This is a genomic window from Pseudomonas sp. CCNWLW23, assembly GCF_037095675.1.
GTDB classification, from domain to species: Bacteria; Pseudomonadota; Gammaproteobacteria; order Pseudomonadales; family Pseudomonadaceae; genus Aquipseudomonas; species Aquipseudomonas atacamensis.
This window is the reverse complement of sequence record NZ_JBAWKM010000004.1, coordinates 184,938-198,878: the sequence shown is the minus strand read 5'-3', so window position 1 is coordinate 198,878 and position 13,941 is coordinate 184,938. Positions and strand designations below refer to the sequence as shown.

Annotated in this window: 12 protein-coding genes and 1 tRNA gene; 9 read left to right on the top strand and 4 right to left on the bottom strand. The window is 60.4% G+C overall.

The window, feature by feature from the left end:
* Positions 1–74: 74 nt before the first annotated feature.
* From arcC to V8J63_RS07930, 9 genes are all read left to right on the top strand, one after another.
* Positions 75–1,004, top strand: coding sequence for a carbamate kinase (arcC, locus tag V8J63_RS07970; RefSeq protein ID WP_122700292.1), 930 nt, complete (start codon positions 75–77; stop codon positions 1,002–1,004).
* A 62-nt stretch (positions 1,005–1,066) separates the two neighbouring features.
* On the top strand, positions 1,067–1,429 hold the full coding sequence (locus tag V8J63_RS07965; protein ID WP_042607276.1) for a DUF5064 family protein: 363 nt from the start codon (positions 1,067–1,069) through the stop codon (positions 1,427–1,429).
* 246 nt (positions 1,430–1,675) lie between these two features.
* Positions 1,676–3,184, top strand: a complete 1,509-nt coding sequence (locus V8J63_RS07960; protein WP_110602522.1) for a sigma-54-dependent transcriptional regulator — start codon at positions 1,676–1,678, stop codon at positions 3,182–3,184.
* 449 nt (positions 3,185–3,633) lie between these two features.
* Positions 3,634–4,017 (top strand): glycine cleavage system protein GcvH, encoded by a 384-nt coding sequence (gene gcvH / locus V8J63_RS07955; protein WP_336463863.1) that lies wholly within the window; start codon positions 3,634–3,636, stop codon positions 4,015–4,017.
* Positions 4,018–4,028: 11 nt separating this feature from the next.
* A complete protein-coding gene (gene gcvP, locus V8J63_RS07950) occupies positions 4,029–6,881 on the top strand; it encodes an aminomethyl-transferring glycine dehydrogenase (protein WP_336463862.1) in 2,853 nt (950 codons plus the stop codon).
* 204 nt (positions 6,882–7,085) lie between these two features.
* The gene (locus V8J63_RS07945) at positions 7,086–8,462 is read left to right on the top strand and encodes an L-serine ammonia-lyase (protein ID WP_016773512.1); all 1,377 of its coding nucleotides are present in this window, start codon (positions 7,086–7,088) and stop codon (positions 8,460–8,462) included.
* 110 nt (positions 8,463–8,572) lie between these two features.
* Positions 8,573–9,697, top strand: a complete 1,125-nt coding sequence (gene gcvT / locus V8J63_RS07940) for a glycine cleavage system aminomethyltransferase GcvT (protein ID WP_123443684.1) — start codon at positions 8,573–8,575, stop codon at positions 9,695–9,697.
* 403 nt (positions 9,698–10,100) lie between these two features.
* The gene (locus V8J63_RS07935; protein ID WP_003227496.1) at positions 10,101–10,313 is read left to right on the top strand and encodes a cold-shock protein; all 213 of its coding nucleotides are present in this window, start codon (positions 10,101–10,103) and stop codon (positions 10,311–10,313) included.
* Between the two features lie 97 nt (positions 10,314–10,410).
* Positions 10,411–10,899: an RDD family protein gene (locus V8J63_RS07930; protein WP_024014082.1), complete on the top strand. Its 489-nt coding sequence runs from the start codon at positions 10,411–10,413 to the stop codon at positions 10,897–10,899.
* A gap of 179 nt (positions 10,900–11,078) precedes the next feature.
* Here the strand turns inward: V8J63_RS07930 and nadA are convergent, their stop codons facing one another.
* From nadA to queE, 4 genes are all read right to left on the bottom strand, one after another.
* On the bottom strand, positions 11,079–12,137 hold the full coding sequence (gene nadA / locus V8J63_RS07925; RefSeq protein WP_016773509.1) for a quinolinate synthase NadA: 1,059 nt from the start codon (positions 12,135–12,137) through the stop codon (positions 11,079–11,081).
* Between the two features lie 272 nt (positions 12,138–12,409).
* Positions 12,410–12,485: transfer RNA gene (locus V8J63_RS07920), tRNA-Lys, on the bottom strand.
* 62 nt (positions 12,486–12,547) lie between these two features.
* A complete protein-coding gene (gene queC / locus V8J63_RS07915) occupies positions 12,548–13,240 on the bottom strand; it encodes a 7-cyano-7-deazaguanine synthase QueC (RefSeq protein ID WP_039758175.1) in 693 nt (230 codons plus the stop codon).
* 1 nt (position 13,241) lies between these two features.
* Positions 13,242–13,889 carry a 7-carboxy-7-deazaguanine synthase QueE gene (gene queE / locus V8J63_RS07910; protein WP_336463861.1) on the bottom strand — a complete coding sequence of 216 codons (648 nt, stop codon included), beginning with the start codon at positions 13,887–13,889 and terminating at the stop codon, positions 13,242–13,244.
* Positions 13,890–13,941: the final 52 nt, after the last annotated feature.

Below are 13,941 nucleotides of genomic sequence, written 5' to 3'. Positions count from 1 at the left end.
CGCTCCCACAGGGATATCGGTTCCGACAGGGAGATCGAGTCGTTTGCCATTCCTCTGCTTAGAAGGATTGCACCATGCGTATCGTCGTAGCCCTGGGCGGTAACGCCCTGCTCCGCCGTGGTGAGCCGATGACCGCTGACAACCAGCGCGCCAACATCCGCATCGCCACCGAGCAAATCGCCAAGATCCATCCCGGCAACCAACTGGTCATCGCTCACGGCAATGGCCCGCAAGTCGGTCTGCTGTCGCTGCAAGCGGCGGCCTATACCTCTGTCACCCCCTACCCGCTGGACGTGCTCGGCGCTGAAACCGAAGGCATGATCGGCTACATCATCGAACAGGAACTGGGCAATCTGCTCGACTTCGAAGTGCCGTTCGCCACACTCCTGACCCAGGTCGAAGTCGACGCCAATGACCCGGCTTTCAAGAACCCGACCAAGCCGATCGGCCCGGTCTACGAGAAAGCCGAAGCGGAAAAACTCGCCGCCGAGAAAGGCTGGGCAATTGCTGCCGATGGCGACAAATTCCGCCGCGTCGTCGCCAGTCCACGGCCGAAACGCATCTTCGAAATCCGTCCGATCAAGTGGCTGCTGGACAAGGGCAGCATCGTCATCTGCGCCGGAGGCGGCGGTATTCCGACCATGTATGACGAAAACCGTAACCTCAAGGGTATCGAGGCGGTGATCGACAAGGATCTGTGTTCGTCGTTGCTTGCCGAGCAATTGGAAGCCGACCTGCTGGTGATTGCCACCGACGTCAACGCGGCTTTTATCGACTATGGCAAACCAACCCAGAAAGCCATCGCCGAAGCCCACCCGGACGAACTCGAACGTCTCGGTTTCGCCGCAGGCTCAATGGGACCGAAGGTGCAGGCAGCCTGCGAATTCGCACGCCATACTGGCAAGGTCGCGGTGATCGGTTCGCTGGCCGATATCGAAGCCATCGTCCAGGGCACCGCCGGTACGCGGGTCAGCACGGCGAAGCCGGGGATCAGCTACCGATAACAATAAACGCCGGGGCAGGCTCAAGGCCTGCCCCGCTTCCATGCCTTGAAAGGAGTAGCTCAATGGCCCAGTTCGAACCCGGTCATCTGCACATCGAGCGGCACGCGTTGACCGACGATGACGTCAATTACAACGTGCATCTGGACTATGAAGTGTTCACCGATCCGCAGAAAGGCAAAGGGATTCAGTTCACCCTGCACGGCAGCATGCAGGGCAAGGACATGAAGGAGACGTTTTTCCTGCCCAAGGAAGAGGCCTACAACTTCGCCCGCGATGTCACGCGGATCGCCGAGAAGTACGGCATCCCCAAGACCCACAGCCAGATCGGTTCGGTGCACAAGCATTACGATCTGATGTTTGAAGACATTCGGCAGAAGTTGAATATGCAGTCGGGGGATCCGGTCAATCTCGAGCATTTCGAATAAAAATCAAAAGCCCCTCACCCTAGCCCTCTCCCAGAGGGAGAGGGAACCGATTGGGGGATGCTGCAGCATTGCGTCGACCTGATCCTGCATCACTGAATCCATAATCGCCCGGTACTTTCAGGTCGATGCATAACCCCAGACACCTCGGTCTGCTCCCTCTCCCTCCGGGAGAGGGCTGGGGTGAGGGGGTTTTTGATTTAAGGCATACTTGCCCCCCTCCGCTCTGCAGATCACTGAACCGCCCCCATGCGTATCCACGTCAGCTTCATCGACCGCGTCGGCATCACCCAGGAAGTCCTGGCTATCCTCGGTGGGCGCAATCTCAATCTGGATGCGGTGGAGATGATCCCGCCGAACGTCTACATCGACGCGCCGACCCTCAGTCCGCAAGTGCTCGAAGAACTGAAAGATGCGCTGTTTCGCGTGCTCGGCGTGGAAGCGGTGACCGTGGTCGATATCCTCCCCGGCCAGCGCCGGCACTTGCAGCTAGATGCCCTGCTCGCGGCGATGACTGACCCGGTGCTGGCCCTCGACAGCGCCGGCAAGGTGCTGCTGGCCAACCCGGCGCTGATTGCCCTGTACGGTCGCGAACCGGCCGGCGAAAGCGTCTCGGCGCTGTTCAATGATCCCGGCCTGCTCGATACCCTGCTGGAAAACGGCTTTCGCCTGCCGCTGCGCGAAATCACTGTCAATGGCCAGACCCTGTTGCTCGACGCCACGCCGATCACCGACGCCGGCGCCCTGCTGACCCTGTATCAACCGAACCGCATTGGCGAACAACTCTCGGCACTGCACCACGATCACGCCGAAGGCTTCGACGCGCTGCTCGGCGAGTCTCCGGCGATCCGCACACTCAAGGCCCGCGCGCAACGCGTCGCCGCCCTTGATGCACCGCTGTTGATTCAAGGCGAAACCGGTACCGGTAAAGAACTCGTCGCCCGCGCTTGCCATGCCATCAGTGCACGGCACAGCGCTCCGTTTCTCGCCCTCAACTGCGCGGCGCTGCCGGAGAACCTCGCCGAGAGCGAACTGTTCGGCTACGCCCCCGGCGCCTTCACCGGTGCGGCGCGTGGCGGTAAGCCGGGGCTGATGGAACTGGCCAACCAGGGCACGGTGTTCCTCGATGAGATCGGCGAGATGTCGCCGTACTTGCAGGCCAAACTCCTGCGTTTTCTCAACGACGGCAGCTTCCGCCGCGTCGGTGGTGATCGGGAAGTAAAGGTCAACGTGCGCATCCTCAGCGCGACCCACCGCGATCTGGAAAAAATGGTCAGCGAAGGCCTGTTCCGCGAGGACCTGTTCTATCGCCTCAATGTGCTCAACGTCGAAGTGCCGCCGCTGCGTGAACGCGGTCAGGACATCCTGCTGCTGGCGCGCTACTTCATGCAGCAGGCCTGCGCGCAAATCCAGCGCCCGGTCTGCCGCCTGGCGCCCGGCACTTATCCGGCGCTGCTCGGCAATCGCTGGCCGGGCAACGTACGGCAATTGCAGAACGTGATTTTCCGCGCAGCGGCGATTTGCGAGAGCAGCCTGGTCGATATCGGCGACCTCGACATCGCCGGCACTTCAGTGGCGCGCCAGGCCGATACCGACGTCGACAGCCTCGAGCAAGCGGTCGAATCGTTCGAAAGAGCGCTGCTCGAGAAGCTCTACGTCAGCTATCCCTCGACCCGGCAACTGGCGAGCCGCTTGCAGACCTCCCATACCGCCATTGCCCATCGCCTGCGCAAATACGGCATTCCCAATAAACCATGACTACCGCGCATCCCTATTGCAGGAAATTCCCCATGTGGGAGCGAGCCTGCTCGCGAAAGCGGTCTATCAGCAAAATAGCTGGCGCCTGACACACCGTATTCGCGAGCAGGCTCGCTCCCACAGGATTTATGGCGGATTCGAAATCCGTCCAAAAACGACCTCCACCTGTACCGAAAGCGCTACAGCGGAACGATATCGATACACCCGCCTGTGACCAGCGCTGCGCAACGCTTTGATCCCGTTCAGCTTTTCTCCTCGCCCCAAGCTGTAGCGATTTCGCTACAACAGCAACATCCCAACAAACACCAAAAAAACTCAAGCCATTGATTTATATAGATAAATCAACCTTGGCCGCATTCTTGCTACCTGCCTCCTCATCTATTAAGGGCTTCCCCGCCCCAAGCTTTCCACCGCGTCCACCAGACGAGTCTGGCCCCTGAGGAGTTCCCATGAGCGAGTTGCGTTTTACTGAAGATCACGAATGGCTGCGCACCGAAGCCGACGGCAGTGTCACTGTCGGCATCACCGCATTCGCGCAGAACGCCTTGGGCGACGTGGTGTTCGTGCAACTGCCTGAGCTGCAGGCTTACGAAAAAGGCGCTGAAGCCGCCACCGTGGAATCGGTGAAAGCCGCCAGCGGCGTGTACATGCCGCTCGATGGCGACGTGCTGGAAGTCAACCCGGCGCTGCAAGACGCCCCGGAACTGGTCAACGAAGATCCCCTGGGCGAAGGCTGGTTCTTCCGCTTCCAGCCAAGCGATGCCGCCGCTGTTGGCAAACTGCTTGATCAGGACGCTTACGACCGTCTGATCAAAGCCCAAGTCGAAGCCTGAGGAGTTACACCATGACCGCCATCAATCTCGGCACCGCCAACGAATTCATCGCCCGTCACATCGGCCCGCGCGCCGGTGACGAGCAAGCCATGCTCAACAGCCTCGGCTTCGACTCGCTCGAAGCCCTGAGCGCCAGCGTCATCCCGGAAAGCATCAAGGGCACCAGCGTGCTGGGCATGGACGATGGCCTCAGCGAGGCCGACGCCCTGGCGATGATCAAAGCCATCGCTGGCAAAAACCAACTGTTCAAAACCTACATCGGCCAGGGCTACTACAACTGCCACACGCCGTCGCCGATCCTGCGCAACCTGCTGGAAAACCCGGCCTGGTACACCGCTTACACCCCGTACCAGCCAGAAATATCCCAGGGCCGTCTCGAAGCGCTGCTGAACTTCCAGACGATGATCAGCGACCTCACCGGCCTGCCGATCGCCAACGCCTCCCTGCTCGACGAAGCCACCGCCGCTGCCGAAGCCATGACCTTCTGCAAACGCCTGAGCAAGAACAAGGGCAGCCACCAGTTCTTCGCCTCGATCCACAGCCACCCGCAAACCCTCGACGTGCTGCGCACCCGTGCCGAGCCGCTGGGCATTGACGTTGTGGTCGGCGATGAGCGTGAACTGACTGACGTGACGCCGTTCTTCGGCGCACTGCTGCAATACCCGGCGAGCAACGGTGATGTATTCGACTACCGCGAGCTGACCGAGCGCTTCCACGCCGCCAACGCTCTGGTGGCCGTGGCCGCCGACCTGCTGGCCCTGACCCTGCTCACCGCACCCGGTGAATTCGGCGCCGACGTCGCCATCGGTTCGGCGCAACGCTTCGGCGTGCCGCTGGGCTTCGGTGGCCCGCACGCCGCTTACTTCTCCACCAAAGATGCGTTCAAGCGCGACATGCCGGGCCGTCTGGTGGGTGTCTCGGTTGACCGTTTCGGCAAACCGGCGCTGCGTCTGGCGATGCAGACCCGCGAGCAACATATCCGCCGCGAAAAGGCCACCTCGAACATCTGCACCGCCCAGGTGCTGCTGGCCAATATCGCCAGCATGTACGCCGTCTACCACGGCCCGAAAGGCCTGACCCAGATCGCCAACCGCGTGCATCACCTGACCGCGATTCTGGCCAAGGGCCTTACTACTCTCGGCGCTCAAGTTGAACAAGCCAGTTTCTTCGATACCCTGACCGTCGCCACCGGCGCGCACACCGCTGCGCTGCACGACAAAGCGCACGCTGCGCAGATCAACCTGCGCGTGATCGACGCTGAACGTCTGGGCCTGTCGGTCGACGAAACCACTACTCAAACTGACATCGAAACCCTGTGGGGCCTGTTCGCCGACGGCAAGACCCTGCCGGATTTCGCTGCGCTGGCCGCCTCGGTGCAGAGCACCATTCCTGCTGCGCTGGTGCGCCAGTCGCCGATCCTCAGCCACCCGGTGTTCAACCGTTATCACTCGGAAACCGAGCTGATGCGCTACCTGCGCAAACTGGCGGACAAGGACCTGGCACTGGATCGCACCATGATCCCGCTGGGCTCGTGCACCATGAAACTCAACGCCGCCAGCGAAATGATCCCGGTGACCTGGGCTGAATTCGGTGCACTGCACCCGTTCGCCCCGGCCGCACAAAGCGCGGGTTACCAGCAACTGACCGATGAGCTGGAAGCGATGCTCTGCGCCGCCACCGGTTACGACTCGATCTCGCTGCAACCGAACGCCGGCTCACAAGGTGAATACGCAGGTCTCCTGGCGATCCGCGCCTACCACCAGAGCCGTGGCGATGAGCGCCGCGACATCTGCCTGATCCCGTCGTCGGCCCACGGCACCAACCCGGCCACCGCGCAAATGGCTGGCATGCGCGTGGTCGTCACCGCGTGCGATGCCCGTGGCAACGTCGACATTGAAGACCTGCGCGCCAAAGCCATCGAGCACCGCGAACACCTCGCCGCGCTGATGATCACCTACCCGTCGACCCACGGCGTGTTCGAAGAAGGCATCCGCGAAATCTGCGCGATCATTCACGACAACGGCGGCCAGGTGTACATCGACGGCGCCAACATGAACGCCATGGTCGGCCTCTGCGCACCGGGCAAGTTCGGCGGCGACGTCTCGCACCTGAACCTGCACAAAACCTTCTGCATCCCGCACGGCGGTGGCGGCCCGGGCGTCGGTCCGATCGGCGTCAAATCGCACCTGACCCCGTTCCTGCCGGGCCACGGCCAGATGGAACGCAAGGAAGGCGCGGTCTGCGCGGCGCCGTTCGGCAGCGCAAGCATTCTGCCGATCACCTGGATGTACATCCGCATGATGGGTGGCGCGGGTCTGAAGCGCGCTTCGCAACTGGCGATCCTCAATGCCAACTACATTTCCCGTCGCCTCGAAGAGCATTACCCAGTGCTCTACACCGGCAGCAACGGCCTGGTGGCGCACGAGTGCATTCTTGATCTGCGTCCATTGAAAGACAGCAGCGGCATCAGCGTCGATGACGTCGCCAAACGCCTGATCGACTTCGGTTTCCACGCGCCGACCATGTCGTTCCCGGTCGCCGGCACATTGATGATCGAGCCGACCGAAAGCGAATCCAAGGAAGAACTGGACCGCTTCTGCGACGCGATGATCCGCATCCGCGAAGAAATCCGCGCAGTGGAAAACGGCACGCTGGACAAGGAAGACAACCCACTGAAAAACGCCCCGCACACCGCAGCGGAACTGGTTGGCGAATGGACCCACCCGTACAGCCGCGAGCAAGCGGTGTACCCGGTCGCGTCGCTGATCGAAGGCAAATACTGGCCGCCGGTCGGCCGGGTCGACAACGTCTTCGGCGATCGCAACCTGGTGTGCGCCTGCCCGTCGATCGAAAGCTACGCTTAATGGAATGAGGGGCTGAATATCGGCCCCGATTTCAGCAACACCCTAGATCCCCCTGTGGGAGCGAGCCTGCTCGCGAAGGCGCCATTTCAGCCAGCGTAAATGTTGGCTGATCCGACGCTTTCGCGAGCAGGCTCGCTCCCACAAGGGATCTGCACCGATGTCAAACTGCGCCAATCCCCATAACAAGAAACCGGAGAACCACTCATGTCGTTAAGCGTGTTCGACCTGTTCAAGATTGGCATCGGTCCCTCCAGTTCCCACACCGTCGGCCCGATGCGTGCCGCTGCGCGTTTCGCCGAAGGGCTGCGCCGGGAAAACCTGCTGACCAGCACCGCCAGCGTCCGTGTCGAGCTGTACGGTTCGCTCGGCGCTACCGGTAAAGGACACGGCAGCGACAAAGCCGTGCTGCTCGGCCTCGAAGGCGAACACCCGGACACTGTCGACACCGAAACCGTCGCCGCGCGCCTGCAAGAAATTCGCGGCAATGGCCGACTGAATCTGCTCGGTGAACACAGCATCGCGTTCAACGAGAAAGAACATCTGGCGATGATCCGCAAACCGTTGGCCTATCACCCCAACGGCATGATCTTTCGCGCCTTCGACGCAGCGGGGATTCAGATCCGCAGTCGCGAGTACTACTCGGTCGGCGGTGGTTTCGTTGTCGATGAAGACGCGGCCGGTGCCGATCGCATCGTCGAAGACGCCACGCCGCTGACCTTCCCGTTCAAAAGTGCCAAGGATCTGCTCGGTCATTGCGCTACCTATGGCCTGTCGATCAGTCAGGTGATGCTGACCAACGAGAGCGCCTGGCGCCCTGAAGCGGAAACCCGTGCCGGCCTGCTGAAAATCTGGCAGGTGATGCAGGACTGCGTCGCTGCCGGCTGTCGTAACGAAGGCATTTTGCCGGGCGGCTTGAAGGTCAAACGCCGGGCGGCGGCGCTGCATCGGCAATTGTGCAAGAACCCGGAATCGGCGCTGCGCGATCCGCTGTCGGTGCTCGACTGGGTCAATCTTTATGCACTGGCGGTCAACGAAGAAAACGCCAACGGCGGGCGCGTGGTCACTGCGCCCACCAATGGCGCGGCGGGCATCATTCCGGCGGTGCTGCATTACTACATGCGTTTTATTCCCGGGGCGAATGACGACGGCGTCGTGCGCTTTCTGCTGACCGCTGCCGCAATCGGCATTCTCTACAAGGAAAACGCTTCGATCTCCGGCGCCGAAGTCGGCTGTCAGGGTGAGGTCGGCGTGGCCTGTTCGATGGCGGCCGGCGCCTTGTGCGAAGTGCTCGGCGGCAGCGTGCAGCAAGTCGAGAACGCTGCGGAAATCGGCATGGAACACAACCTCGGCCTGACCTGCGACCCGATCGGCGGTCTGGTGCAGGTGCCCTGTATCGAGCGCAACGCGATGGGCTCGGTGAAAGCGATCAACGCGGTGCGCATGGCCATGCGTGGCGACGGTCAGCATTTCGTCTCCCTCGACAAAGTCATCCGCACCATGCGCCAGACCGGCGCCGACATGAAAAGCAAATACAAGGAAACCGCCCGCGGCGGCCTGGCGGTCAACATCATCGAATGCTGATTACGAACTCAGCCAAACGTAACCAGCTCCCTCTCCCTCCGGGAGAGGGCTGGGGTGAGGGGCTCTTGATCTTGCCTCTCACCCGCAACCCAAATTCAAAGGAGCCACGCATGTCCACCGAACAACTCTCGAAAACCCCGCTACACGCACTGCACCTCGAACTCGGCGCGCGCATGGTGCCGTTCGCTGGCTACGACATGCCCGTGCAATACCCGCTCGGCGTGATGAAAGAACACCAGCACACCCGTGAGCAAGCCGGGTTGTTCGACGTCTCGCACATGGGCCAGATTCGTCTGACCGGCGCCAATGCGGCCAAAGCCCTGGAAACCCTGGTGCCGGTGGACATCGTCGACCTGCCGGTAGGCATGCAGCGTTATGCGATGTTCACCAACGAAAGCGGTGGCATCCTCGACGACCTGATGGTCGCGAATCTGGGCAATGACGAGCTGTTCCTGGTGGTCAACGCCGCGTGCAAGGATCAGGATCTCGCGCATCTGCAAAAACACATCGGCGATCAGTGCACCATTACGGCGCTGTTCGAAGAGCGCGCCCTGCTCGCCTTGCAAGGTCCGGCAGCCGTCACCGTGCTGGCGCGTCTTGCGCCGGACGTGGCGAAGATGACGTTCATGCAGTTCAACCGTGTGTCGTTGCTGGGCGTGGACTGCTTTGTCAGCCGTTCGGGCTACACCGGTGAAGACGGTTTCGAAATCTCGGTACCGGCCGCTGAAGCGGAGAAACTCGCCCGCGCCCTGCTCGCCGAACCAGAGGTCCAGGCCATCGGCCTTGGCGCCCGCGACTCGCTGCGTCTGGAAGCCGGCCTGTGCCTGTACGGCCATGACATGAACACCGAGACCACACCGATCGAAGCCAGCCTCCTGTGGGCGATCTCCAAGCCCCGCCGCGCCGATGGAGCGCGGGCCGGCGGTTTCCCGGGCGCCGAGCAGATCTTCGCGCAGCAACAGAACGGCGTCGCACGCAAACGTGTCGGCCTGCTGCCACAGGAGCGTACCCCGGTGCGTGAAGGCGCAGAGATCGTCAACGAGGCCGGCGAGATCATCGGCAGCGTCTGCAGCGGTGGCTTTGGTCCGACCTTGGGCGGGCCATTGGCGATGGGTTACCTCGACAGCGCTTACGTCGCACTCGATACCCCCGTGTGGGCCATCGTCCGTGGGAAAAAGGTGCAAATGCTTGTAAGCAAAATGCCATTTGTTCCACAACGCTACTATCGCGGTTGATCGACTGTTTCTATAAGTAACGCGATTGCGTTATACGTGCACTAATGTGTAACGCAATCGCCATAAAACAGTGCGTTTTTTAACATCGGTTTCGAATATGAACGTTGCTTATAACGTTTGCTGAAAATAGAACCAGACAATCGTCCAAGACGGAACTAGTTTGCTGACGAACTGCCATGAAGAGCAATAAAACCGGGGCCTTTGCAGGGCTTGTTTTTTCTCCCGTAGTTGGCGTAGAGTTTGTCCACTGTGTTTGCATGGGTCAGCTTGGAATCGTGACCTGGGCAGTAGCCTACAAGTTAGCTACATCCCGCTCGACGTCTTCTTACTCCTTGCAACCAGCTCCAGTACTCTTTCATGTGAAAGGGGCTGTCATCAATTTATGCGTCAAAGGAAATAAGAAATGTCCACACGTCAGAGCGGTACCGTCAAGTGGTTTAACGACGAGAAAGGTTTTGGTTTTATCACTCCAGAAAGCGGTCCGGATCTGTTCGTACATTTCCGCGCCATTCAGGGCAACGGCTTCAAGAGCCTGAAAGAAGGCCAGAAAGTGACTTTCGTCGCTGTGCAAGGCCAGAAAGGCATGCAGGCTGACGAAGTACAAGCAGAAGCCTGATCTTCTGATACGAAAAAGCCCCTGATATTGATATCAGGGGCTTTTTTGTGCGCGCTAATCCGTAAAATGGCGCTTCCATTCACGCCTTGAGGCTGCCATGTCGAAACACCTGCTCACGCCGCAAGGGGACTTTCCTCCCGTTGCTCTCGGTCGTCGTCTGGCGGCGATGTTCTACGACTTCCTGCTGTGCACCGCCCTGCTGATCGTCACCGGCTTCATCTACAAGTTGATCCAGGCCGCGATCATTGGCGAAGAACGGCTGCGGGTGATGACCGACGCCGGCCAGCTCGATGGTGACCCGCTGTATTCCACGGTGCTGCTGTTGGTATTGTTCGGCTTCTTCGCCAAGTTCTGGACCCATGGCGGGCAGACACTGGGCATGCAGGTGTGGGGCATCCGCGTGCAGAACGCCAACGGCACAGCGATCAGCCTGTGGCAGGCGCTGCTGCGCTTTATGGTGTCGATCGCGTCGTGGTTGTGTGTCGGGCTGGGTTTCTTCTGGTCGCTGTTCGACAAGCAGAAGCGCACCTGGCATGACATCTATTCGGATACCCGTGTGGTGCGAATCCCGAAGAAGAGCAAATAATTTCCATACTCAGGAGTCCCCCCTGTGGGGAGGGGATTTATCCCCGTCCGGCTGCGTAGCAGCCGTAAAGGAGCCCACGCGGTATCCCTGATATGCCGCGGTGTTTGATTTAGGGCGGCTTCGCCACCCAACGGGGATAAATCCCCTCACCACAGGGCTCACTCCTACAAGGGGTTCACTCAGGCGTTACCGGCCAGCTTCATCCGCGCTGCCTGGGTGAAGTCGAGCATGCGCTTCAACGGGCGGATCGCCTGGGGAATCAGCGCCGGATCGACAAAGATCTCGTTGGTGCCTTCCTTCAAGCTCTTGAGCGTGCGCTCAAGGGTGTTCATGGCCATCCATGGGCAATGTGCGCAACTGCGGCACGCCGCGCCATTACCGGCGGTAGGCGCTTCGATGAAGACCTTGTCCGGGCACAGCTGCTGCATCTTGTAGAAGATGCCACGGTCGGTGGCGACGATCAGGGTCTTGTTCGGCAGGCTTTGCGCGGCGGCGATCAACTGACTGGTAGAACCGACGGCATCCGCCAGTTCGATCACCGAAGTCGGCGACTCCGGATGCACCAGAATCGCTGCGTCCGGGTACAACGCTTTCATGTCTTCGAGCTGCTTGGACTTGAACTCTTCGTGGACGATGCAGGCACCGTCCCAAAGCAGCATGTCGGCACCGGTCTTGCGCTGAATGTAAGTGCCCAAGTGCTTGTCCGGGCCCCAGATGATCGTCTCGCCGTTGTCCATCAGGCTTTCGACGATCTCCAGTGCGCAGCTCGAAGTCACCACCCAGTCAGCCCGAGCCTTCACGGCGGCTGAAGTGTTGGCATACACCACCACGGTACGTTCCGGGTGCTGATCGCAGAACGCCGAGAACTCGTCGACCGGGCAGCCCAGGTCCAGCGAGCAGGTCGCCTCCAGAGTCGGCATCAGCACGCGTTTTTCCGGATTAAGAATTTTTGCCGTCTCGCCCATGAACTTGACGCCGGCGACCACCACGGTCTTGGCCGGATGGGCGTTGCCGAAGCGGGCCATTTCCAGGGAGTCGGAAACACAGCCGCCGGTTTCTTCGGCCAGGGCCTGAATCACCGGATCGCAATAAAAGTGGGCAACCAGCACCGCGTCCTGAGCCTTGAGCTCGGCGGCGATGGCGGAACGGTAATAAGCCTCCTCTTCTGCCGTCAGCGGTTTCGGCTGTTTGGCGTCGAGGTGGGCTTGAACCAGAAGGCGTTCGGAAATCTGCGTCATGTTCGCAAGACCTGCAGGCGCATTCGCGCGAAAGTCGAGTATACACCCGGCTCCGGACCACTAGAGGGTACCGCCGGGAGAGTGAGTATCATCAGGCACGGGACAGCGTTGAAGCTGCGCAAGGCTACAGAATATCCCGTTGATACAAAAGATGATTCTGACCTGCGTCAGGTGTGGCCGCGCTGAAACATCGAACGCCCGAATTGCAGGCAAAAAAAAACCCGGAAATCCTCACTTTCGTGGGCCTTCCGGATTTTCTAAACCGCCAAATATGGTGGGTCGTGTGGGATTCGAACCTACGACCAATTGGTTAAAAGCCAACTGCTCTACCAACTGAGCTAACGACCCGCTGTGTGGTGGCGCGTATAATACTGATTTTTAAGGACTATTCAACACCTTTTTTGAAAAAATCAAAAATAAGGGGTTGGATCGTCCACACCGGCCGCCGCGAAGCCTTCTGCACGCAGGCGGCAGCTGTCGCATTTGCCGCAGGCGCGGCCGTCATCGTCTGCCTGATAGCAGGAAACCGTCAGACCGTAATCAACGCCGAGCTTAACGCCGGCCTGAACGATCTGCGCCTTGCTCAGGTTTTGCAGTGGCGCCTGAATGCGGAAGCCGTTGCCTTCCACGCCGGCCTTGGTCGCCAGATTGGCCATGCGCTCGAACGACTCGATGAACTCGGGACGGCAGTCCGGGTAGCCGGAATAATCCACTGCGTTGACGCCGATGAAGATGTCGCGGGCGCCGAGCACTTCGGCCCAACCCAATGCCAACGACAGGAAAACCGTGTTACGCGCCGGTACATAAGTCACCGGAATGCCTTCGCCCAGCTCTTCCGGAATGTCGATGCTGGTGTCGGTCAGCGCCGAGCCGCCCATGCCATTGAGGTTCAGCCCGATGACCTTGTGCTCGACCACACCCAGATCGCGAGCCACACGGGCGGCAGCGTGCAATTCGGCATGCGAGCGCTGACCGTAATCGAAGCTCATGGTGTAGCAGGCGTAGCCTTCGGCGCGTGCCATCGCCACGACGGTGGCCGAGTCGAGGCCACCGGACAGCAAAATGACTGCACGTTTTTCAGTGGTGTTCAGTTGTTCAGTCATCTCAGCGCCCCGGCTCGTCGTTCCAAAGATATTTATGCAGCTGCAATTGCAGGCGTACCGGCAGGTTGTCCGCCACTACCCAGTCCGCCAGTTCCCGAGCATTCAGGTCGTGGTGACTCGGCGAAAACAGTACTTCGCCGGCGCGCTCGTCGAGACCGTACTGGATCAGCTTGGAGACCGCCCAGTCGTAGTCTTCCCGCGAGCAGATGACAAACTTCACCTGATCGTCGCGGGTCAGCAGTTCGATGTTCTCGTAACGGTTTCGGTGGGCTTCTTTCGAGCCCGGCGTTTTCAGATCGACGACGCGACTGACACGCGGATCGACAGCGGATACGTCTAGGGCGCCGCTGGTTTCCAGCGACACCTCGTAACCGGCATCACACAACCGCTCAAGCAAAGGAATGGCGTTCGGCTGAGCCAACGGCTCACCGCCGGTGACACAAACGTAGCGCGGACGATATCCGGCCACTTGCTCAAGGATGTCGTCGAGGGTGCGGACGGTGCCGCCGCTGAACGCGTAAGCGCTATCGCAGTACTGGCAACGCAACGGGCAACCGGTCAGGCGCACGAAAACCGTGGGCAGCCCGGCAGTCCGAGTTTCACCCTGCAAGGAGTAGAAAACTTCGGTAATTCTCAATGTGTCTTGCATAGTCGCCACGGGCGTAACAGCTAAACAGGCTGTCCGCCTCCGTCAGGCACTT